The organism is Vreelandella sp. ssv (assembly GCF_059448525.1).
Map to the genome: position 1 here is coordinate 3,147,518 of NZ_CM182545.1, position 21,011 is coordinate 3,168,528.

General features: G+C 55.5%; 16 protein-coding genes. 6 read left to right on the top strand and 10 right to left on the bottom strand.

Annotated elements, in window-relative coordinates; translation table 11 throughout:
• Positions 1-56: 56 nt before the first annotated feature.
• The 10 genes from AC5TBW_RS14345 to AC5TBW_RS14390 form a co-directional block, all read right to left on the bottom strand.
• On the bottom strand, positions 57-404 hold the full coding sequence (locus tag AC5TBW_RS14345; protein WP_126951146.1) for a putative quinol monooxygenase: 348 nt from the start codon (positions 402-404) through the stop codon (positions 57-59).
• A 61-nt stretch (positions 405-465) separates the two neighbouring features.
• Entirely contained in the window at positions 466-1,143 is a 678-nt protein-coding gene (locus AC5TBW_RS14350) for a haloacid dehalogenase type II (RefSeq protein WP_495509214.1), read from the bottom strand.
• A 133-nt stretch (positions 1,144-1,276) separates the two neighbouring features.
• Positions 1,277-2,710 (bottom strand): aspartate aminotransferase family protein, encoded by a 1,434-nt coding sequence (locus AC5TBW_RS14355; RefSeq protein WP_495509215.1) that lies wholly within the window; start codon positions 2,708-2,710, stop codon positions 1,277-1,279.
• A 71-nt stretch (positions 2,711-2,781) separates the two neighbouring features.
• Positions 2,782-4,278, bottom strand: a complete 1,497-nt coding sequence (locus AC5TBW_RS14360; RefSeq protein ID WP_495509216.1) for an NAD-dependent succinate-semialdehyde dehydrogenase — start codon at positions 4,276-4,278, stop codon at positions 2,782-2,784.
• Between the two features lie 219 nt (positions 4,279-4,497).
• Entirely contained in the window at positions 4,498-4,974 is a 477-nt protein-coding gene (locus AC5TBW_RS14365) for an Lrp/AsnC family transcriptional regulator (RefSeq protein WP_495509217.1), read from the bottom strand.
• Positions 4,975-4,982: 8 nt separating this feature from the next.
• Positions 4,983-6,002 carry a N(2)-acetyl-L-2,4-diaminobutanoate deacetylase DoeB gene (gene doeB / locus AC5TBW_RS14370; protein WP_495509218.1) on the bottom strand — a complete coding sequence of 340 codons (1,020 nt, stop codon included), beginning with the start codon at positions 6,000-6,002 and terminating at the stop codon, positions 4,983-4,985.
• A 38-nt stretch (positions 6,003-6,040) separates the two neighbouring features.
• The gene (doeA, locus tag AC5TBW_RS14375; RefSeq protein WP_495509219.1) at positions 6,041-7,240 is read right to left on the bottom strand and encodes an ectoine hydrolase DoeA; all 1,200 of its coding nucleotides are present in this window, start codon (positions 7,238-7,240) and stop codon (positions 6,041-6,043) included.
• A 256-nt stretch (positions 7,241-7,496) separates the two neighbouring features.
• Positions 7,497-8,669, bottom strand: coding sequence for a beta-aspartyl-peptidase (gene iadA / locus AC5TBW_RS14380; RefSeq protein ID WP_495509220.1), 1,173 nt, complete (start codon positions 8,667-8,669; stop codon positions 7,497-7,499).
• Positions 8,669-11,305 (bottom strand): cyanophycin synthetase, encoded by a 2,637-nt coding sequence (cphA, locus tag AC5TBW_RS14385; protein ID WP_495509221.1) that lies wholly within the window; start codon positions 11,303-11,305, stop codon positions 8,669-8,671. The genes iadA and cphA overlap by 1 nt, the downstream gene beginning before the upstream one ends.
• The gene (locus AC5TBW_RS14390; protein WP_495509222.1) at positions 11,302-12,150 is read right to left on the bottom strand and encodes a cyanophycinase; all 849 of its coding nucleotides are present in this window, start codon (positions 12,148-12,150) and stop codon (positions 11,302-11,304) included. Before AC5TBW_RS14390 ends, cphA begins: the two co-directional genes overlap by 4 nt.
• Positions 12,151-12,515: 365 nt before the next feature.
• On the opposite strand from AC5TBW_RS14390, the gene AC5TBW_RS14395 reads away from it, so the two are divergent.
• From AC5TBW_RS14395 to glgA, 6 genes are all read left to right on the top strand, one after another.
• On the top strand, positions 12,516-13,817 hold the full coding sequence (locus AC5TBW_RS14395; protein ID WP_495509223.1) for an ATP-grasp domain-containing protein: 1,302 nt from the start codon (positions 12,516-12,518) through the stop codon (positions 13,815-13,817).
• A 36-nt stretch (positions 13,818-13,853) separates the two neighbouring features.
• Positions 13,854-15,896, top strand: coding sequence for a CocE/NonD family hydrolase (locus tag AC5TBW_RS14400; protein WP_495509224.1), 2,043 nt, complete (start codon positions 13,854-13,856; stop codon positions 15,894-15,896).
• A gap of 283 nt (positions 15,897-16,179) precedes the next feature.
• Positions 16,180-17,115 (top strand): 2-hydroxyacid dehydrogenase, encoded by a 936-nt coding sequence (locus tag AC5TBW_RS14405; RefSeq protein ID WP_495509225.1) that lies wholly within the window; start codon positions 16,180-16,182, stop codon positions 17,113-17,115.
• 74 nt (positions 17,116-17,189) lie between these two features.
• The gene (locus tag AC5TBW_RS14410; RefSeq protein WP_495509226.1) at positions 17,190-17,936 is read left to right on the top strand and encodes a hypothetical protein; all 747 of its coding nucleotides are present in this window, start codon (positions 17,190-17,192) and stop codon (positions 17,934-17,936) included.
• Positions 17,937-18,869: a LysO family transporter gene (locus AC5TBW_RS14415; RefSeq protein WP_495509227.1), complete on the top strand. Its 933-nt coding sequence runs from the start codon at positions 17,937-17,939 to the stop codon at positions 18,867-18,869.
• 453 nt (positions 18,870-19,322) lie between these two features.
• Positions 19,323-20,993, top strand: a complete 1,671-nt coding sequence (glgA, locus tag AC5TBW_RS14420; protein WP_495509228.1) for a glycogen synthase GlgA — start codon at positions 19,323-19,325, stop codon at positions 20,991-20,993.
• The last annotated feature ends 18 nt before the right edge of the window (positions 20,994-21,011 follow it).

Sequence of the window (21,011 nt, forward strand, 5' to 3'; positions counted from 1 at the left end):
CTCCTTTTTCCGGGTCGCTATTCGTTTAGCTAGTGGGCCTATTCTACACGCTAGGGTTATACCTTGGGCGCGTCAAAATTCCATGGCTCATCGGTGTAAACACACACGTTGGCATCTTCAATGTCACCATCGGGTGATTCAACGTGCTTGGCAAAAAAGTCTTGGATCTCTTTGCGCTGGCAGTGCGCTTCAAACTCTTCACGGCTGGCCCAAATTTCGTGAAAAACAATCGGGTAACTGGTGCCTTGAGCGAAAGGGTTATCGATCTGACGCGTTACGGTGTAGTGAATGCAGGCATCTTCGCGATGGGTGTTAGGCTCTAATGATTGAAGCGCTTTGAACACCGCTTCTTCTTTACCTGGCTTGGGTTTAAAACCGGCGACACAGTAAATTTTCTCTGACATTTTTGAATCCTAGATCGTTAAGCGTGCGTCATTATGCGGCCTGTCTACGTCGGTTCACAACCTAGCGGATAATACGTTCAGCTAATGCTTCCAGATCGGTGACCGTCATATCGGGTTCGATTCCCCAGGGGTCGAAGGGTGCATCAGAGCTACGCCGTATCCAAGCACTGCGTAACCCGGCATGGGTGGCGCCAATCACATCGAAGGGGTTGCTGGAAACTAGCCAGGTATGTTCTGGTCGGGTTTCTAAGCGGCTACGCAGATGGGAGTACACGGCAGGGTCAGGCTTGAAGCGCTTGATTTCGTCAGCGCTGATCACATCATCCATATGGCTCTCAACACCAGCCCGAGTCAGTAACTTAGTGACAGCATCCGCCGTGCCATTGGAAAACGCCACGCAGCGGATGCCTGCATCACGGAACTGGTCGAGGGCGGGCACCACATCTTCAAAGGCAGAAAGCTCTCCATACACCGACATTAGGTGATCGCGGTCGTTCTCCGAAAGGCCGGTCTGTAGCGCCCTATCAACGAATATCAGCGCTTCGAGGGTGCATGCCGAAAACGGGATGTAAGCGCCCATCAGGCCGCGACGAAAGCTGTATTCAAGCTGTTTTTCGCGCCAACGGCGAGCAAACTCACCGGCTTGAGACGCATCCGCCAAGCGCCGTTCTAGCTCAACCTTGACTCCCTGGGTATCAATTAGTGTGCCGTATACATCAAAGGCTAATACCGGTTGCATCGTTGGCTACTCCTTGACTATCAAATGGCTTACGGCTGAATTCAGCATAAGGGTATTAAGCATAGCTGTCCCCTTCAAAAACAAAAACGCCGCGGCACGGGGCAGCGGCGATTAGGCGGCTAAAACAGACTATTTAAACGGTAAAAGCTGCCTCTTGCTGGCCTGTTTTTAGATCACCGGAACGCACCAGCTCATCGGTGACGCGGTCAATTGCACGCTTGGCGCGACCAACCATTTCGTCCACTTCACCACGGTTAATGGTTAGCGGGGGCGCGAAGCCGAGAATATCTCCTTGAGGCATGGCACGGGCAATCAGGTTCTCTTCCATTGCCGCGGCGGCTACACGAGGACCCACTTTTAGCGCAGGGTCAAAATGCAGGCGCTGCTTGGCATCCGGAGAGAACTCCAGTGCCGCCATCAAACCAACGCCACGTATGTCGCCCAGCAGCGGATGGCCTTCAAAATTGGTCTTTAGCTGTTGCTGAAAGTAAGCACCGGTTTCAGCGGCGTTGCCCACCAGGTTTTCACGCTCAATGATATCCAGGTTGGCAAGCCCAGCGGCGCAGCCCAAAGCGTGGCCGGAGTAGGTCCAGCCGTGGCCGATGGGGCCGTACTCACCGGTGCCCTGCTCCAGCACTTGCCAGACTTTCTCACCAACAATGACGCCTGAAAGCGGCTGATAGGCGCTGGTTAATCCTTTGGCAATGGTGACCAAGTCAGGCTTCATGTTGTAGTGGTGGCTGCCAAAATCGGAGCCGGTACGGCCAAACCCACACACCACTTCATCGGCGATCAGCAGCACATCGTACTTCGCCAGCACGGCTTGAATAGCGTCCCAGTAGCCTTCCGGGGGCGGTACGATACCGCCTGTGCCGAGAACCGGCTCGCCGATAAAGGCGGCGACGGTATCCGGGCCCTCTTCCAGAATCATCGCTTCAAGCTTGTCGGCGCAGTAGGCAGAGAATTCAAGCTCGGTCATGCCGTGCTGTTCGGCGGCACGAAGGTAGTAGTGCGGCGCTTCGGTATGACGAATAGTGTCAATCGGCAGATCGAAGTGGTCGTGAAATGCCTTCAAGCCAGTCAATGAACCGGAAGCGATGCCCGAACCGTGGTAACCGCGCATGCGCGAGATAACTTTTTTCTTCTGCGGACGGCCCAACACGTTGTTGTAGTAGCGCACGATCTTGAGCTGGGTTTCGTTGGCGTCAGAACCAGACATGCCGTAGTAGACCTTGGACATGTTCATACCGGCGATTTTTAGAATACGCTCGGAAAGCTCGATCTGTGGCTCGTTAGAGTGGCCTACGTAGGTGTGGTAATAGGAGAGTTCAAGTGCTTGCTTGTAGATCGCTTCGGCAACTTCGGTGCGGCCATAGCCGATGTTGACGCAGTATAGCCCGGCAAAGCCGTCGATAAATTCACGCCCATCTTTATCCACGATGTTGATGCCTTTACCACCCGTAATCACGCGGCCCGGCAGGTCGCCTTGGGCGAAATCGCGCAGGTGGGTAGAGGCGTGGAATGTGACTTTACGATCACGTTCGATCAAATCCTGATGCAAGCTCATAGCGTTCTCTCTATACGGTAAACCTCCCCGCATTACGGGGAGGATGTTTTAAATTATTTTCGACTCGATGACTAGCTGCCAGAGACTGAACCCAGCGCACCCAGGCAGTAATATTTCGTTTCCAGGTACTCATCGATACCCGTGGCGCCGCCTTCACGACCAAGGCCGGACTGCTTCACACCACCGAACGGCACCGGCGGGCCTGTCATCTTCACTGAGTTGACGCTGACCATGCCGTACTCCAGGGCGCGCATCAGCTTCCAGATGCGGCGAATATCGTGGGTATAGATGTACGCGGCCAGGCCGTACTCGGTGTCGTTGGCCATTTCAATCACTTCATCGTCGGTGCTGTAAGCGGTAATACCGGCAACCGGGGCGAAATTCTCTTCCCGCCATACCTTCATTTGCGCCGTGACACCGGTCAGCATCACCGGCATAAAGAAGTTCTCACCCGGTGCCTGGCTCTGATCACCGCCGATCATCTTGGCGCCTTTGGAAATGGCGTCATCAACAATCGCCGCCGCTTTCTCAACCGCTTGACGGTGAATCAGCGGGCCAAGATCGATCTCACCCTGCAAGCCATTACCCACCGTCAGTGCCGCCATACGCTCGCTGAAATGCTCAACGAACTCATCGTGGATGGATTCGTGCACCAGAATGCGGTTGGCTGCCAAACAGTCCTGCCCCGCGGTTTGGAACTTGGCGTCGATTGCTGCGAAGGCAGCCTCTTTCGGGTCCATATCCGGCCCGACGATAAACGGTGCATTGCCGCCCAGTTCCAACGATAAGCGCTTGACGGTGTTGGCGCTCTGCTCGATCAGTAGGCGGCCCACGCGGGTGGAGCCAGTGAACGACAACGCCCGAATACGCGACTCGCTGCAGAGGATTTTCGAGACTTCCGCCGGGTCGCCTAGCACCACGTTAAAAATGCCCGCCGGAATCCCTGCGCGCTCGGCAAGCTCTGCCAGCGCCAACGCAGAGTAAGGCGTTTCGTTGGCAGGTTTAACAATCACCGGGCAGCCCGCCGCCAGTGCCGCTGCCGCTTTGCGAGTGATCATCGCCAAAGGGAAATTCCAAGGTGTAATCATCGCTGCGATGCCCACCGGCTCTTTAATGGTGCCAAGAGACGCATTGGGAATATGGCTAGGAATGGTCTCGCCGTAGGTGCGTTTGCCCTCTTCAGCGAACCAACGCACGAAGCTGGCACCGTACTCGACTTCACCACGGGCATCGGGCAGCGGCTTGCCCTGCTCCAATGTCATGATGGTGGCAAGGTCTTCACGGTTGGCTTGAATGAGGTCGTACCAAGCCAGCAAGCGCTCGCAGCGTTCGTCGGCGCGCAACGCACGCCAGTGAACAAACGCCGCTTCAGCAGCATCAACCGCTGCGGTAATCTGTTCGGCTTCCAGTAGCGGGATATGGCCAATGGCTTCATTCGTGGCAGGATCGTAAACCGCTTCTTCGCGACCGCCTTCGCCGTGGGTCCATTTACCGTTCACATAGGCGTACTGCCGGAACAGACGCGGATCTTCCAGGCGCTTGGCAAGCGTGGTCGATAGTGTGGTCATGGAAACCTCCCCTTAATGCAGCCTGGTTAACCGAGCACTGCAGTCACTGTGTGGCATTGTCAGCAAGCTCATTGCCTTGCCGTTGAATGCACCCAGGTTAACGGAGAGGAGCCACGAAGTGTTTTTGAAAATCGAGGCTTATTACGCGACTTTTTTTGTCAAAAGACGTTTGGCAGTGCTTTTTTTTGGTGGGCTAACCACAATGCTGAAAGAAGTGATTTAAAGCACGTCGTCGATATCGATACCGATGGGTACCCGCTTGACGGTTTTGGTAACGATATAAGTGAAGTAGCGCTCGATACCGGCCTCGGACACTAGCCACTTATCCATCAGGCGCTGGTAGCTATCGATGGTGCGCGCTTCAAACTTCACCAAGTAATCCACGCCGCCCCCCACCGCGACGCACTCGGTGACTTCGGGGGTTTGCATCACCAGCGCTTCAAAGCGGGCGAAGCTTTCGGCGTTGTGTTGTTTAAGTTCGATCTGCACCCAGACAGGATTGCGCGGCACCAATACCTCGCTATCAATACGCGCACTGTAGCCCTGGATAACACCGGCTTTTTCTAGCCGTTTTACCCGCTCCCAGCAGGGGCTGACCGAGAGGTTGATCGCCTCGGCCAGTTTCGACTTGGTGATCCGTCCATCGCGGGAGAGGATGTCGAGAATTTTCAGATCATAGCGGTCAAGTTTCATCATGCCGGGAGCTACGCCTCCAGGCGTTCGACAACATCGGCAATCACCGCCAGGGTGTCCCCCATATTGATGAGCGAGGGCGCGCGGCGGGCCATCAAAATGCCGTCGCGCTCCGCTTTATAGGCAACCGGATCGGTGCCGCTGCGGGTCATGTCGTAGACATAGGCGATGGTTTGGCCTTTTTTCACCTCGTCACCCAGCGCGACCAACAGCTCTAACACGCCCGAACGCTGGCTCTGTACGTAGCAGCTGGCGTCGGGCATATCGAGATACATTTGCCCACCTTCAGGCATTTCCACTTCGCCTTCTACCAAGCCGTAGTGAATCAGGAAATTGCGCACGCCGCGCTCGGCAATGGCAATGCTTTGTGGGGTGGAAGTGCCGCCGCCACCAAGCTCAGTGGCGACAAACACTTTGCCCTGGCGCTCGCAGGCGGTGTCGAAGAGTTTTTCCGCATCCAGCTCAAACATCACCATAGCGTAAGGGGCGCCGAAGGCTTTCGCGCCTTCCAGTGCGGACTGCTGCTGCGCTTTGTTATCCAATACGTGCGACGCGCCAAACGGCAGAATATCCAGCGTGCGGCCGCCCGAATGGAGGTCGAGCACCACGTCGCTCATTGGCACCAATACGCGGGTGAAGTAGTCGGCAATTTGCGGCGTAACGCTGCCGTTAGGGTCGCCGGGAAAGCTACGATTGAGGTTTCCCTTGTCCATAGGTGAGGTGCGCTTGCCCGCCATGACGGCTGGCGTGTTCATGCACGGCACGATAATCACGCGACCGGTAACGTCTTCTGCCTTCAGGGTTGATGAGAGTTTCAGCAGCGAGGTGATGCCCTCATATTCATCGCCGTGATTGCCACCGGTCAGCAGTGCCGTGGGGCCTTCGCCGTTTTTAACCACGGTCACCGGTATCATCACCGCGCCCCAAGCAGACTCATCGGTAGAGATCGGCAGCTTTAAGAAGCCGTGCTGCACGCCATCGGCATCAAAATCAACGGTGGCGGAAATGGGACTTGGTCGCATCGTCGTCATGAAAAAAATCCTTTATGTTACGGGCAGCTATATCAGCACTACTTCACAAACAGCTGGCGCGGAAAATTGGCCAGGGTTTCGCAGCCATCGTCGGTAATCAAGATGCTTTCGGTAATTTCCAAGCCCCAGTTTTCTTCCCAGAGCCCCGGCATAAAGTGGAACGTCATGCCCGGTTCCAGAATAGTGTCATCCGAGGGGCGTAGGCTCATGGTGCGCTCGCCCCAGTCGGGCGGGTACGAAATACCGATGGGATAACCACAGCGAGCACCGCCGCGGTCAAAGCCGTATTTATCCATCGCCGCACCCAGCGCCATGGCAATATCCGCCGTGCGATTACCCGGTTTGGCCACTGCCAAGCCGTTTTCGATGCCTTCCAACAGGGCTGATTCCGCGCGGATAAAATCCGTCGGCGGTGTGCCCAGGAATACCGTGCGCGACATGGGCGCATGGTAGCGTTTAAACACCCCGGCAATTTCAAAGAAAGTGCCTTCCCCTTTGCGAAACGGCGTGTCGTCCCAGGTCAGATGCGGCGCGGCGGCGTCTTTACCGGTGGGCAACATGGGCACGATGGCAGGATAATCACCGCCAAATACCTTGCCGTTCTCATCCACAAAGCCTTCGATGCCGACGCGATAAATTTCCGACACCAGCTTGCTCTTCGGTAGGCCGGGTTCGATCACTTCCAGAATACGCGAGTGCATGCCTTCCACGATTTTGGCGGCAATGCGCATATAGGCGACTTCCTGGGGCGATTTGATCGCCCGACACCAATTGACCAGCGCGTTGGCATCCATAAAGCGTGCATGGGGCAGCTCTTTCAGCAGACTCAGATACGCCTTGGCAGAAAAATAGTAGTTATCCATCTCCATACCTACTACACCTAAGTGCCAGCCCCGATCAGGCATGATCGACTGCGCCAGATACTCCATCGGGTGCATATCCGGATTTTGCACATAGTAATCCGGGTAGTAGGTAATGTTGTCGGGATCAATCCAGCAGGTGCGCAGGGCGCCGTTGGCATCCATGCGCCGCCCGAACCATACCGGTTCGCCTTCAAGGCCCACCAGTACACACTGATGCACATAAAACGACCAACCGTCGTAGCCGGTTAGCCAAGCCATATTGGAAGGGTCACTGACGATCAATACGTCAATACCACGACTAGCCATTTCAGCACGCACTTTCCACAGGCGGTTAGCATACTCTTCGCGCGTGAAAGGTAGGGAAACCTGGGTCATCGGGCAACTCGCCATTAAGGATCACCAAGAACCAACGTGCTGCCTACTGTTAGGCACACAACGCTGGGCCACAGGATCGACCTGGCCACCACCGATCAGGCGTCGGGGTTGCATCTGCTGCCGTTGCAGCAGGCCCGCCAATGTCGTCTTGACCCGATACTAGCACCCACCCTTGGTTAGCGGTCAAAGGCTTTATAATAAAAAGTTCATAGGACATCATTATTTAGGCTTAGCCAGCTTGCTACTACTAAGACGGTTATCCTTCCACTCGGCTCAAGTCATAGACACATTTTCCCGCGACATACGTCTGCTGCGGCTGAAGTTCATTGTCGAGTAGCGTCACATCAGCATCGAATCCAATTGTTAAACGTCCTTTCTGGGCGTGTAAACCGAGGACTCTTGCGACACTGGTGGAAATCAAGCCTAAGGCTGACTCAAGAGGCAATACTCCTTCATGCACCAAGCGCTGCCAATCGGCAATGAGTGACGTGTTTCTGGCGACTTTCATTCCCAGGTAGGTCCCCTGGGTATCGAATTCGGGCAAACTGCCGTTGCAGTCGGAGCTCATGGTGATGAGTTCAGACGGTACGCCGCGCTCGAGTAGGCGAGACACGGCATCAAAACCCGACAGACCATCGCCAGCGTCTTCAAAGGCGGTGACATCGACGCTGGCGTTGAACGTTAACGCATAGTCCGCCGCTTCTTCGAGCAAGGCAGGGTGACGATTCACGTGAGTGGGAATCACTTGATCGGCGGGGATCTCGGTCTCAGATAGCAACCTGCGCAGTGGTTCCAGACCCCGCTTTCCATCGCCAAGATGGAAATGGCAAATACCCCGTTTGCCCGACAGCATGGCGCCTACGCGGGTGTCGCTGACGATCCGTTCGATTTCATCCTGGCGTGGCTGGCTAGATCGATGATCAGAGATGGCGATTTCGCCCAGACCAATAACCTCGGGTATCCAGGCCAGATCGCGCTGAATATCGCCGGTCAGGGTGGGAGGCGGGACGCGATACGCACCGGTGTACATGTAGGCCGATATACCCTCAGCTTTCAGCCCACGTACCTTGGCCAGCAGATCGTCTGGGGAACGACTAATGCTGTCGGTTCCCAGCACCCCCACCACCGTGCCAATTCCCATCGAGGCGATCTCATGGACGGTTATTTCTGGACAGCGAGTGCCGCAGCCACCTTCGCCGCCACCCCCGGTCACGTGAACGTGCTGGTCGATAAACGCAGGGACGGCGGTGAGATGGCGCGCCTCCACTACTCGGATTGACCAGCCTACTGGGATCTCGATATCACGCCCCAGGGCCGCGATCCTACCATCAGCGATTAGGATATCAGTGGCCCCAAGCAGTTCCGGGGCGTAGATGCTACCGACCCGCAGCAGGGTCAGCAGCCGGTCATTCTGGGCTTCAGGGACCATTATGGTTGCTCTCCGCCGAGTGTCATAGAAGCGGCTGTCTGGAAGCGACGCCCTCTGATACGCTCAATGGCGACCTCGACGTCATCGATCAGCAAGACTAGAAGGTCGCCTTCCCTTGCCTCTTCGAAGGCCCGATCGACGGCCCGCTGCTCTTCCATGATGACCTCTATCCGGCAGCCGGCCGAGACTGACTCAGCGCCTTCGCGCAGCAGGCGGGCGGCGTCCCCCGGGGGGCGTCCACGGGCATCGTTTTCATAGATAATGACGATGTCGTGCATTTTGGCAAGCACGGTACCCAAGGTGAACAAATCCTCATCGCGACGATTACCTGGGGCACTGGCCACGCTGATCCGTCGGCGGGCCGGAATACATCCGACCAGTTCGCTCAGAGCTTCAAGCGCTGGCACATTGTGACCATAGTCGATCAGCACCTTCATGCCGTCAGCATCGATGAGGTTGGTACGCCCAGGGTTCTGACCGGGGGTGGGGTTGAAGGTCTGCAGGCCCATCTGAATATCGGCGATCGAAAGACCCATAGCATAGGCGGCGGCACTGGCCGCCAGGGCGTTAGCCACGTTAAAGCGGGCATGGCCTTCAAAGGTGATCGGCACGTCCACCACCGGGATCACCTCGGCTTCAACATGGCCCTGGCGCATCACGATACGCTCGTTGTGGACTGTAAAAGCGACACCCTGATCGTGGACATGCTGACGAACGGGGCGGGAGTTAGGGTTCAATGTGAAGAAGATGACCTCACCCCGAGCCCACTGCTGGCTTTCCAGCACGCGGGGGTCATCGGCATTGAGCACCGCCGTACCGCCCTGACGGACGGCATCGATCACCACCGTCTTGCAGCACGCCAGCTCATCAAGCGTATGGATATCGTGCTCGCCCAGGTGGTCGCTGGCAATGTTAAGCAGTACGCCCACGTCGCACTCGTCGAAGCCCAGGCCGCGGCGCATGATGCCGCCGCGGGCGACTTCCAGCACGGCACACTCGACCGTGGGTTCGCGTAGCACGATCTTTGCCGCCTGGGGGCCACTATAGTCGCCGCGCAGGATGACATGATTGTCTATCTCGATGGCTCCAGTGCACGCCATGCCGACATTGCGTCCCGCCTGACGCAGCAGGTGAGAGAGCAGCCGCACCGTGGTGGTCTTGCCGTTGGTGCCAGTCACCGCGGCAATGGGAATACGCCCGGTTGATTCACTGTCGGGGAACAGCATGTCGATCACCGGGCGACCTACATCACGGCCCTCCCCGTGGGTAGGCGAAAGGTGCATGCGAAAACCGGGACCGGCATTCACTTCAACCACGGCGGCAGACTGCTCTTCCAACGGCCGAGTCACGGTCTCGGCCAGCAGATCGATGCCGATGATATCCAGCCCTACCAGTCGTGCGATGCGCTCAGCTACGTAGCGCACTTCCGGATGGACATCGTCGGTGACGTCCGTCGCCGTGCCCCCGGTGCTAAGGTTTGCCGTGGCCTTGAGAAAGACGATTTCGCCGACCGGAATCACGCTCTTCAGGGTCAGGTCCTGCTGGCCGATCAGACCTAGCGACTGCTCGTCTAACTGAATCTGGGTTAGCAGGTTCTCGTGGCCGACACCGCGACGTGGATCGCGATTTTCCTCGTCGACCAGTGCCTGGAGTGTCGCCACCCCGTCGCCCACCACATGGGCCGGACGGCGTCTCGCGGCGGCGACGAGTTTGCCGTCAATGACTAACAGGCGGTGATCCTCGCCGCGAATGTGCTGCTCGACTATCACTGACGGATTGCGTTGCGAAGCAATATTGAAGGCATCGCACAGCGCCTGATCGTCCTGGATATTGGTGCTCACCCCGCGGCCATGGTTGCCGATGACCGGCTTCACTGCGACGGGGTAGCCGATGGCGCGAACGGCATCTAGCGCCTCGTCGAACGAACCGCACACCCGCCCCTGGGGCACTGGAATTCCGGCATCGCCGAGGGCTTGCTTGGTCCACTTCTTATCGTCGGCGATACCGTAGCTGATAAGGTCAGTATGGCAGGTCACCGTCGCCTGGATGCGCTGCTGGCGGTAGCCGTGACCGAACTGGATATAGCTGTTTTCCTCACTCAAACGCGTATGGGGAATGCCACGCTGAGTAGCGGCATTGACGATGGCCGCCGTGGAAGGGCCAAGCATGTGATCGTCACGCACCTTTCTGAGGCGGGCAAGGATGGCCGGCAAATCAATCGCTTCGCCGCAAAACAAGCGCTCGACAAGGTCGACTGACTCGACACCGGCGGCCAGCCCACAGGCCTCATCGCGGTAGCGGTAGACTACGCTGTAAATACCGGCGTCATAGCTGTCAATGGTCTTGCCATAACCCACCGAGAAGCCGATCAGGTTCTGCAACTCAATGGCAATATGTTCGACGACATGGCCAGCCCAAGTGCCGCGTTCCAGCCGCTCCAGAAAGCCCCCTGGATGGCCCACCGAACAGCGGTGCTCATGTAGGGTCGGTAGCAACGCGGTCAACCGTTCAACGATACCAGGCACCAGGTCGCTCGGCCGCTCTTCAAGCTCACCAATGTCGAGGCGCATAAAAATGGCCGGATAGCGGCTGAAGTAGTTCGGGCCGCGTAGCGCCCGGTGTTCAAGAATATTCATCGCCCCTCCGCGAGAATGGCGACAAGTTCGTGGGGGACGAGATAGCGTCGAGCCTCAACGTCAAAGCCGTGGCCGCTAACCAGCGCGTGGAAGACCATATGTTCGACGGCCACGGGTTCCCCCATGGCGAGGTCGGCGATGTTTGAACTCGCCAAATCTCGGCTATCGATCAGAATGACATGTCCTGAACCGAGGGCTTCAAGAATACCGTGGGGGTGAATAATCACCGCGGCATCTTCACCCAGCCCCACCCCCAGGTGTTCGGGGTTGCTGGCGCCGATCTCCATCAGCCGAGTGAAGCGCCCGCGTTCAAGAAAGTGGCTATCAATGACCAGGTCATCGACGAAACCCAGGCCGAAGGTTAGGTTGACGCCACCTTTGCGCAGGGCATCAGCGGCAGCACCGTTGTAAATCATGGTGCCCGGCATGGCCGCTGCCCCAGCGCTGGTACCGGCCACCGCCGCGCCGTTCTGCAAGCGTTTGCGGATAGCCTTCAGAACTGGCGAGCCGCCGAGGACATTGGTAAGCCGCAGCTGGTCGCCGCCGGTAAAGAAGATGAGGCCGCTTTGCTCGATCAAACGCACCGTTTCAGCATCAGTTGCCGACTTTCGGTCCTGGATACTCAGCGAATGAACGTGACGTGCACCCAGGCGTAGGAAGGCCTCTTCGTATTCGGGTAGAACCTGGTCGGGGATACCGCTGGCTGTGGCAATGACCGCAACCTCCTGATAACCCTCAGGAGCTAGGGAAAAGACCTTCTTGAGGATTTCAAGGCCAGAGGTTCTGTCCTCTGCACCGCCGATGGCCACGAGGTGACCGGATGCGGAAAAAATGGGAGAGGCCATATCCCTTTCGTCGCCTAACGACGCTTTTGAGGGACACTGAATCATTGCCGATAGCGGCAATAATGTCGTATCGCGTGATTTTTAATCTAGCATTTCGCTTGCAACATTTTACTTATAACAGTTGGAAACTTCCCCTGCCAGATTAATCAAGATTCCTCGGCCTGACGAAACATCTCCTGCAGAGCAGTCCACTTCCTGCTCTCTTATTCGTTTAACCAAGCGTAGCAATGTTAAGCCGCTATACTTCAATAAACGGACTTCCTCATGCTTAACCTGTCGTCCAGGACAGGCAAGCCTCTACCCTTTACTACCGCTGAATCTGGGTGCTGGGGCTGACAAAACCGAGCTTTGGCCAGGAGGCGATCATGAGCGATCGGAATATTTTTGTTGTCGGGCTGGATGAACTTAATCGTCAACGGATTGCGCATTTACGTGGGGCTGAACATTATCGGTTCCATGGTGTGATCGAACCAGCAGAAGTCAATGAGACGGAAATCTTTCCTATCGAAGACATGCTGGCCAGAGCCGAAACCCAGCTGAAAGCATTTGGTGAGCCTATTGATGCCATCGTAGGCTATATGGATTTCCCCGTCTCAACCATGCTGCCGCTGCTCTGTGAGCGAATCGGCACGCCGTCTACCAGTCTCGAAAGTTTACTCAAATGCGAGCACAAGTACTGGAGTCGGCTCGTTCAGCAGGAGGTGATAGGCGATTACATCCCCCGCTTTACCACCTTTGATCCTTTCGACCCAGAAGCCCTTCAACGGATAGGCGAGGCCGGGCTGTATATGCCCTTCTTCGTCAAACCGATCAAATCGTCAGGCTCACGATTGGGCTTTCGCATTGAAAGCCCCGAAGACTTCTCCTACGCCGTAGAGCGGCTATGTGGGAGCATCGGGACGATTTCAGAGCCGTTTAATTACGTACTGGAGCACGCTAACCTGCCTGAGAACATCCGCTCGGTCGATGGCGGCTACTGCATGGCGGAAGAGATCATCGGTGGCTGGCAGTGTACGGTCGAGGGCTACGTCTTCCAGGGTGATGTTGTCCCGTATGGCATTGTCGATTCGATTCGCTATCCACAGGTGTTGAGCTTTTTCTACTATCGCTATCCGTCGCTCCTTCCCGCTGCCATTCAAACCAAGATGCAGGATCTCACGCGACAGATCATGGCTCATATCGGCTATGACAATGCGGCCTTCAATATCGAATACTTTTGGGATGAAGTGCAAGACCGTATCTGGCTGCTGGAGATCAATACCCGCGTCGCGCAGTCGCATTGTGACCTATTTGAAAAGGTCGACGGGGTCAGCCATCAGCAAGTGACGGTGGATCTGGCTCTGGGGCAGTTGCCTGACATGCCGCACCGGCAAGGGGCCTTTAAAGTCGCCGGAAAGTTTTTTTACCGGGTATTCTTCAGCGATGCCACTGTCAGCCAAGTTCCCAGTGCCGAGGAGATCGCAACGCTGCAGAAGGCTTTTCCCGGCACCGTGATCGCGCTACAAGTCGAAGCCGGTATGCGTTTATCCTCTTTGCCTGAGCAAGACAGCTACAGTTACGCCCTGGCTTACGTGTGGATGGGCGCAGACGACGATCTCGCGCTGGGAGAAAACTATGCGCGGCTGGCCGAGCAGTTGCATTTCGCCTTCGAAGACATCATCAGCTGACGAGGTTGCGTCGCGTTAACAATAAGGAGTAGATCCATGCATATCGTCAGCGATTTCCCGCGCAACGTGCAGGAAGAGGAAAACTGGATCACCCTGGCCGATGGCTGTCGGCTGGCCATCCGCATTTGGCGCCCGGTGGATGCGGAAAGCGACCCGGTCCCGGCCATCCTCGAGTACCTGCCTTATCGCAAGCGCGATCTGACAGCCATGCGCGACGCCCAGACGCACGCTTATTGGGCTGGCCACGGTTACGCCGGGGTGCGCGTCGATATGCGCGGTAGCGGCGAATCGGACGGAGTGCTGACTGACGAATACCTGCAGCAGGAACTCGACGATGGCGTCGAAATTCTGCAGTGGCTGGGTAAGCAACCCTGGTGTACCGGTGACATAGGCATGATCGGCATCTCCTGGGGCGGATTCAACGGCCTGCAGATCGCCGCACTTCAGCCGCCCGAGTTGAAGGCGGTTATCACGCTATGCTCCACCGATGATCGCTATGCCGACGATGTCCACCACATGGGCGGCTGCCTGCTGGGTGATAACCTGTCGTGGGCCTCGACCATGTTCGATGCCAATACTTGCCCACCCGACCCGCAATTGGTCGGTGACCGCTGGCGGGATATGTGGATGGAGCGCCTGGAACATAGCGGGCTTTGGCTGGCAACGTGGCTCCAACATCAGCGCCGCGACGACTATTGGAAGCATGGTTCAGTCTGTGAGGATTTTTCACGCATTCGCTGCCCGGTGTATGCCGTTAGCGGCTGGGCCGATGGTTACTGTAATGCTGTATTTCGGTTGCTCGCGGGGCTCGACGTGCCCCGTAAGGGCTTGGTGGGCCCTTGGTCACATAAGTATCCCCACCTTGGCGTTCCGGGCCCAGCCATCGGTTTTTTGCAGGAAACGCTGCGCTGGTGGGACTATTGGTTGAAAGGCAAGGAAACGGGCATCATGGATGAGCCCATGCTGCGCGTATGGATGCAGGATTCGGTTCCGCCATCGGCCCGTTATGAGGAACGACCGGGCCGCTGGATTACCGAACCGAGCTGGCCATCACCGTATATCGAACCAAAGCATTTCCGTCTTACCAGTGGCCATGACTTGCTGCCTGTACCCCGAGGACAAGCAGCGTTTGTAGCCAACGACGATACACCTCTTACCATTCGTTCGCCGCTATCAGTAGGCCTGTTTGCTGGCAAATGGTGTTCTTATAACGCGCCACCGGACCTGCCTCACGATCAACGTGACGAAGACGGGGGGGCACTGATATTCCAGACACCACGACTCGATCAAGACATCGAGATTTGCGGCCAACCCGTTGTCGAGCTCGATATAGAAGCCGATCAGCCGGTGGCGATGGTAGCGGTTCGGCTCAGCGATATTGCCGACGACGACAAAGCGACCCGGATTTCCTATGGCCTGCTCAACCTGACACACCGTGATAGTGACGAATTCCCTCAACATCTTGAGCCTGGTAAACGTTATCGTGTTCGGGTAGGGCTAAAACACATCGCGCAGAAGTTTCCTAAGGGCCACGCTATGCGGCTCTCGCTGTCAACCAGTTACTGGCCGCTCGCCTGGCCGTCGCCCGTTCCCGTCAGACTGACCGTACATCCTGCTGGCTGCCAGCTAATCCTGCCAAGCCGTGAGCCCCGGCCTCAGGAAGAAGCCGCGCTTACCCCATTCGGCCTGCCGGAGGGCGCTCCGCCCCTGGCGGTAACCTTATTACAGCCAAGCCAGGAAACGTGGCGCGTGATACGCGATTTGGCCAAAGATCAAACCACACTTGAAGTCATCAATGACGAAGGCACTTTCCGTCTCGATGCTATCGATCTAGAACTCTCGTCACGGGTCATCGAGCGCTATAGCTACGCCTACGGGAGCTACAACAGCCTCAGCGGCTGGACCGAGTGGGAGCGTAGTTTCCGACGCGGCGACTGGGAAGTACGTAGCATGACCCGCACTTTGATGACATCCAACGCCACAAGCTTTCGATTGCGGGCGACCATGGATGCCTACGAAGGCGATAGCCGCATTTTCTCCAAGAGTTGGGACGAAGAGATTCCACGCGACCTTGTTTGAGCGCCGTTCTGCGGGAATATTATTAATATTTTGTAAGAGAAGGCGTGACAAAAAAGATGCTGTTAGTAAGCCTAAACTTTGAACGTTTAATTTGAAGACATGTTGTTAGACATTTTTCAGATATGCCCCCTAGTACCGACGTCCAAAAACGCTGCTAACACGCTAATTTGCGAGGCAAACAAGAGGAGGTATGCTAACTAATTCATTGCTAAATCACTTGCAGCCGTCTTTTACGCTCCTCATCATAGCTAACATGGACAACCACCTTAGCGGGAGATAAACAATGAAAATTGTTGTACATATTGATGAGGCTACGCAGTGGCAAGCAGCGCTTTCTGAAGCACTACCCCAGGCCACCGTACTGACCAGCGAGGCGCCAGCGGAAGAGCGCAAAGACGCCGACTACCTCGCCGTCTGGAAAGCGCCTGCGCATCTACTGCAAGAACAAACCCAACTGAAAGGCATCATTAACTTAGGGGCGGGGGTAGATTACCTGCTGAAAACACCAGGTCTGCCACGCGATGTCCCCATCGTAAAGTTGCGCGACGCAGGCATGGGCGACCTAATGGCGGATTACGCCCTATATGGCGTACTGCACTTTTATCGCAGTATGGATCGTTACGCGGAACAACAGCAAAGCGCTACCTGGCAACCCCAAGCGGTAGTCGAAAAGTCCCAGTGGCCGGTAGGCGTGCTCGGCCTGGGCGCTATTGGAGGTTTTGTGGCCAGCGCGTTGCAACAGGCCGGCTTCCCGGTACTCGGCTGGAGCCGATCCCCCAAGCAAATTAGCGGCGTGCACTGTTTTCACGGCGATGACGGGCTAACCGAGCTGCTAGGCCAGGTGCAAAGCTTAGTTACAATTTTGCCTGACACGGAAGCGACTAAAAATATCCTCAACGCTGAGCGATTGGCCCAATTGCCCAGCGGCGCCAGCGTGATCAATCCAGGCCGGGGCAGTTTGATTGATGAACAGGCATTGCTGGACGCGCTGGGCAGCGCTGACAAGCCAGGCCACTTGCGGGGGGCACTATTGGATGTTTTTCAGGTGGAACCTCTGTCGACACACAGTCCGTTATGGCAGCACCCCAAGGTGATTGTCACACCGCATATGGCGGCACCGACACCGCTTAATGACGCTATCGACCAAGTCATCTCTTACTTACATTCGTTTGAAGCGGGAGAAAAACTCGCTACCATCAATCCGGACGCGGGCTACTGACGCCCTTCTCCGGCTATACTAGTGCGCTGGGAACCAAGTGCAGGCTTTAAGGCTCTTAGGAAGATACTGTTTTTATGGAGGAAAGCCCCTTGGTCAATATTTTCGCACGACTACCTAGCCGCGCGCTTGCGGGCATGGGGTTTGGCTTTGCCGCCTTTTGTCTATGTGGCATGGCCTTAGCGGCAGACACACTAAACGACCCACGCCCTTTTGAGGCCCAATACCGGCTTGAAGTGCGAGGTTGGCCGGGAGCGACCATCACACATAAGCTCACTAACGAAGGTAGCCACTGGTTAAGTGACATGCGTTTTTCCATTACCGTGGCACGCGGCCAGGAGTCCAGCCGTTTTGCAGTGGATGGAGATAATACCCAAGCGCTTTTCTTTAATAGTAGCTACTCAGTGTTAGGTGTCGGTGATCGCTATGAATTGAACGAAAGTGATATTCCAAGCTTAGATCGGCAAACGGCTCTGTTTGATTTATCGCGCCGGGCGGGGCACGAAAACTGCACTAAAAGCGCCCCCTGCGAGATTAAGTTCGTTGATCAAAAAGGCCGGGATGAGCACTTTCAATACTATGTTAATGGCACGGATGACGACACGAATAACAACGCACCTGCAACCATCCGCGTGCCTGCCGGTGAGTTTGAAGTACTGCAGGTGACCTTGATTGATATTGAGAAGCCTGACCGTCTTTTGCAACTTAGCTTTCACCCTGATTGGCCCGGTCTGATTCTTTCAGCCCTATACCAGAAAGAGGGTAGCCGTGAAACGCAGCTGACATTAACCAACTTCAACCCAAACGGGGGCACGACGCCCTAAATGATTTCGGGTTTATTGATTGTTCTGCTACCCCTAGTACTCGGCTATCTGGTTCGGGTGCGCTCCCCGCAGTTACAGCAGCTGATAAATCAGGCCGTCAATGCCTCGGTATATTTGATTCTGCTGTTTATGGGCGTCAGCTTGGCCGGGCTTGAAAATTTGACAAGCCAGCTTTCGCGTTTGGGCGGCAACGCGCTACTGCTGTTTAGCATTACTGCGGTATTTAACTTAGCAGCGTTGTGGTGGTTATCGTCCCGTTTGACCTTAAAAGCAGGTAACTCGCCGGTGGTGAAAAACGCTCCCACCAGCAAGCTCGCCGCCATGCGAGGATCACTGCTGTTGGTAGCAGTGGTGGTGGGCGGCGTTCTCTTCGGCCTGATGGTAAGCCCCCTGGTAGGTGAAGGGCTTTTTAATGCCGCAGATTTACTCGCCGAATGGGTACTTTATATGCTGCTGGTGTTAATTGGTTGTCAGTTGCGCAACTCTGGTATGCCTCTCAAGCAAATCTTGCTCAATCGTATGGGGCTAGCAATTGCGGTTACCCTTGCGATCAGCTCTTTACTGGCAGGGTTAGTCGCCGCTCCGCTGCTCTCACTTAGCTGGAACGAAGGGCTGGCCATGGCGTCGGGCTTTGGCTGGTATTCACTTTCGGCTATTTTAATTGGCGACCAGCTAGGGCCGTTGATGGGCAGCGTGGCATTTTTTAATGACCTAGCCCGGGAACTGCTGGCGTTTATTCTGATTCCGCTGGTAATTCATCGCCACACCGCACTGGCGATTGGCTATGGTGGCGCCACCTCTATGGATTTCACTCTGCCCGTTATTCAGCAGCACGGCGGTGTGGCCTGTGTGCCTATTGCCGTGGTCAGCGGGTTTATTCTCTCGCTACTCTCTCCGCCGCTGATTCTATTTTTTCTTTCACTGTCGGCATAAATACTGCGGGGCGATGCTTTTTCGTATTGCCTCTCTCTCAACTCACCTAAATGCTTAATAAGCAAGTAAAAGCAGTCGTCTACGCCTATTAAAAACCACTCAACTTACTAAAAGAAATAAAACCTCAACAAAATTCGCATACAAAAATCGCACTTTATCTTTTATTAAAATTCGAAAATAACCCTTTAAAGCCAAAGCATTTAATCTTTTTTTAAACGCTCCAGCACTGTATCATCCGAACACCTTCAAGCCTTATTTAACACGTTAATTGATTTAAGTTATGGTTTCCTTTCGTTTAGCTAACCTATGATCGCTAAACTATAGTTCTTAAGTAGTGATTTCCGATGTATAACCCAGAGGCAGGGTAGCCGAAGGAGTTGAAGGGAAATTGCTAGTTAATAATGAGCTATATAGTCAGACAATGTTGACCATGGTAATCCAGGGAGGTCGGGCATGGGTGATGTGGCTGGGGATGCGGTAACTAACGTTAAAAGCATATCGAAAGAGAGCAGGTCAGAGAGTGATAAAAAAGAGGGTTCTAGACTCAAAGTCACTCCTATTAGTTATAACCAAGCAACGCCACCACACTATTTAAATCAATCGGTAACCGATCGAAATTACGACATTATTGGTCGTTGCCATAAAGATAAACTCGACACATCTCAACGTATCTTATTTGTTACCACTGAGATTACCGATTTCGTTAAAGTCGGTGGCTTGGGTGATGTCTCTTCGGCGCTTCCTCGTGCACTGGCGGCACATCACGATGTGCGTGTACTGATTCCTGCTTATCGAGAAATGGTTCAGTCCGATTATGCCATTGCGACCGTTGGCCATTTACCTGCTTTTGCGGGATTACCAGCGTGTGATATTGGCCAGCTAACCTGCCGTGACGGACTGATCGTTTATGTACTGCTCTGCCCAGAGCTTTATGAGCGTGGAGGTACTCCCTATGGCGCCGGCTCAAGCGGTTATGGCGATGGCCAGGATGTAGGCTGGAGCGATAACGACCTCCGCTTTGCCAGACTCTCGCGGGCGGCGGCCGATATCGCTCTGGGCAAGGCAAATCTTGACTGGCAACCCCAGCTACTGCATCTCAACGATTGGGCATGCGGACTGGCACCGGCTTATCTGCACTGGCAAGGGCAGCCAATGCCAACCGTGTTCACTATTCACAATCTGGCTTACCAGGGGTTATTTAGCGCTTCGCGTCTTGAAGTGCTAGGCATTCCCCAAGAGGCGTTTCATATCGAAGGCGTCGAATACTACGGCGATCTATCATTTATGAAAGCGGGCATTGTCTACGCCTCACAAGTGACCACCGTCAGTGCGACCTACGCCCAGGAGATCACGACACCGGAATTTGGTTGCGGGCTCGACGGCCTTCTTCGCTGCAAAGCCGAGCAGGGTCGCCTAAGCGGCATTCCTAACGGCATCGACGAATCCTGGGATCCGCGCACCGATAGTCACTTGATCCAAGCCTTCTCGTCTAACGATTGGCGCGGCAAAGGGGCCAATGCGGATTATGTGCGCCGCCATTTTGGACTCACCCCCAGCCAGGGTCCTTTATTTGCTGTGATCTCGCGCATGGTGCATCAGAAAGGGCTCGATTTAACCATCGAGGCCGCGAAGGCCATTGTTCATGCGGGCGGCCAAATCGTTTTTATGGGCTGTGGAGAACATCATGTCGAGGAAGCCCTGCGTAAGCTAGCCATTCGTTTTCCAGGCGCCATCACGGCCTACATCGGTTTCGACGAGTATCAGGCTCGTTGCCTGTTCGCCGGAAGTGATTTCCTGCTTATGCCTTCACGGTTCGAACCATGCGGACTGAGCCAGATGTATGCCCAGCGTTTCGGCTCACTACCGATCGCCCACCGCACCGGCGGTCTAGCCGACACCATTGAGGATGGCGTCACCGGTTTTCTGTTCGACGACATGCAGTTCGCCAGCTACATGCATGCCATTCAGCGCGCCTTCGCGGTGTATAAGTCGACCGATCTGTTCAATGCCATGCGCGGGGCGGCGATGACGGGACGCTACCACTGGAAGCAGTCCATCGCTCCCTATAGCAAGCTTTACTTACAGGCACTTAAACAGGCTGAGAGCGAGGCAAGAGTGGCCTAATGAGGGAGGTGACAAAGG

Bases quoted from the DNA above. Each gene is read 5' to 3' on its own strand.
- AC5TBW_RS14410 (WP_495509226.1), top strand. From the start codon at position 17,190: ATGGAGGAAAGCCCCTTGGTCAATATTTTCGCACGACTACCTAGCCGC.
- AC5TBW_RS14390 (WP_495509222.1), bottom strand. From the start codon at position 12,150: ATGGCCTCTCCCATTTTTTCCGCATCCGGTCACCTCGTGGCCATCGGC.
- doeA (WP_495509219.1), bottom strand. From the start codon at position 7,240: ATGACCCAGGTTTCCCTACCTTTCACGCGCGAAGAGTATGCTAACCGC.
- glgA (WP_495509228.1), top strand. From the start codon at position 19,323: ATGGGTGATGTGGCTGGGGATGCGGTAACTAACGTTAAAAGCATATCG.
- AC5TBW_RS14360 (WP_495509216.1), bottom strand. From the start codon at position 4,278: ATGACCACACTATCGACCACGCTTGCCAAGCGCCTGGAAGATCCGCGT.
- AC5TBW_RS14355 (WP_495509215.1), bottom strand. From the start codon at position 2,710: ATGAGCTTGCATCAGGATTTGATCGAACGTGATCGTAAAGTCACATTC.
- AC5TBW_RS14400 (WP_495509224.1), top strand. From the start codon at position 13,854: ATGCATATCGTCAGCGATTTCCCGCGCAACGTGCAGGAAGAGGAAAAC.
- doeB (WP_495509218.1), bottom strand. From the start codon at position 6,002: ATGACGACGATGCGACCAAGTCCCATTTCCGCCACCGTTGATTTTGAT.
- AC5TBW_RS14405 (WP_495509225.1), top strand. From the start codon at position 16,180: ATGAAAATTGTTGTACATATTGATGAGGCTACGCAGTGGCAAGCAGCG.
- AC5TBW_RS14350 (WP_495509214.1), bottom strand. From the start codon at position 1,143: ATGCAACCGGTATTAGCCTTTGATGTATACGGCACACTAATTGATACC.
- AC5TBW_RS14345 (WP_126951146.1), bottom strand. From the start codon at position 404: ATGTCAGAGAAAATTTACTGTGTCGCCGGTTTTAAACCCAAGCCAGGT.
- AC5TBW_RS14395 (WP_495509223.1), top strand. From the start codon at position 12,516: ATGAGCGATCGGAATATTTTTGTTGTCGGGCTGGATGAACTTAATCGT.
- cphA (WP_495509221.1), bottom strand. From the start codon at position 11,305: ATGAATATTCTTGAACACCGGGCGCTACGCGGCCCGAACTACTTCAGC.
- AC5TBW_RS14365 (WP_495509217.1), bottom strand. From the start codon at position 4,974: ATGATGAAACTTGACCGCTATGATCTGAAAATTCTCGACATCCTCTCC.
- AC5TBW_RS14415 (WP_495509227.1), top strand. From the start codon at position 17,937: ATGATTTCGGGTTTATTGATTGTTCTGCTACCCCTAGTACTCGGCTAT.
- iadA (WP_495509220.1), bottom strand. From the start codon at position 8,669: ATGGTCCCTGAAGCCCAGAATGACCGGCTGCTGACCCTGCTGCGGGTC.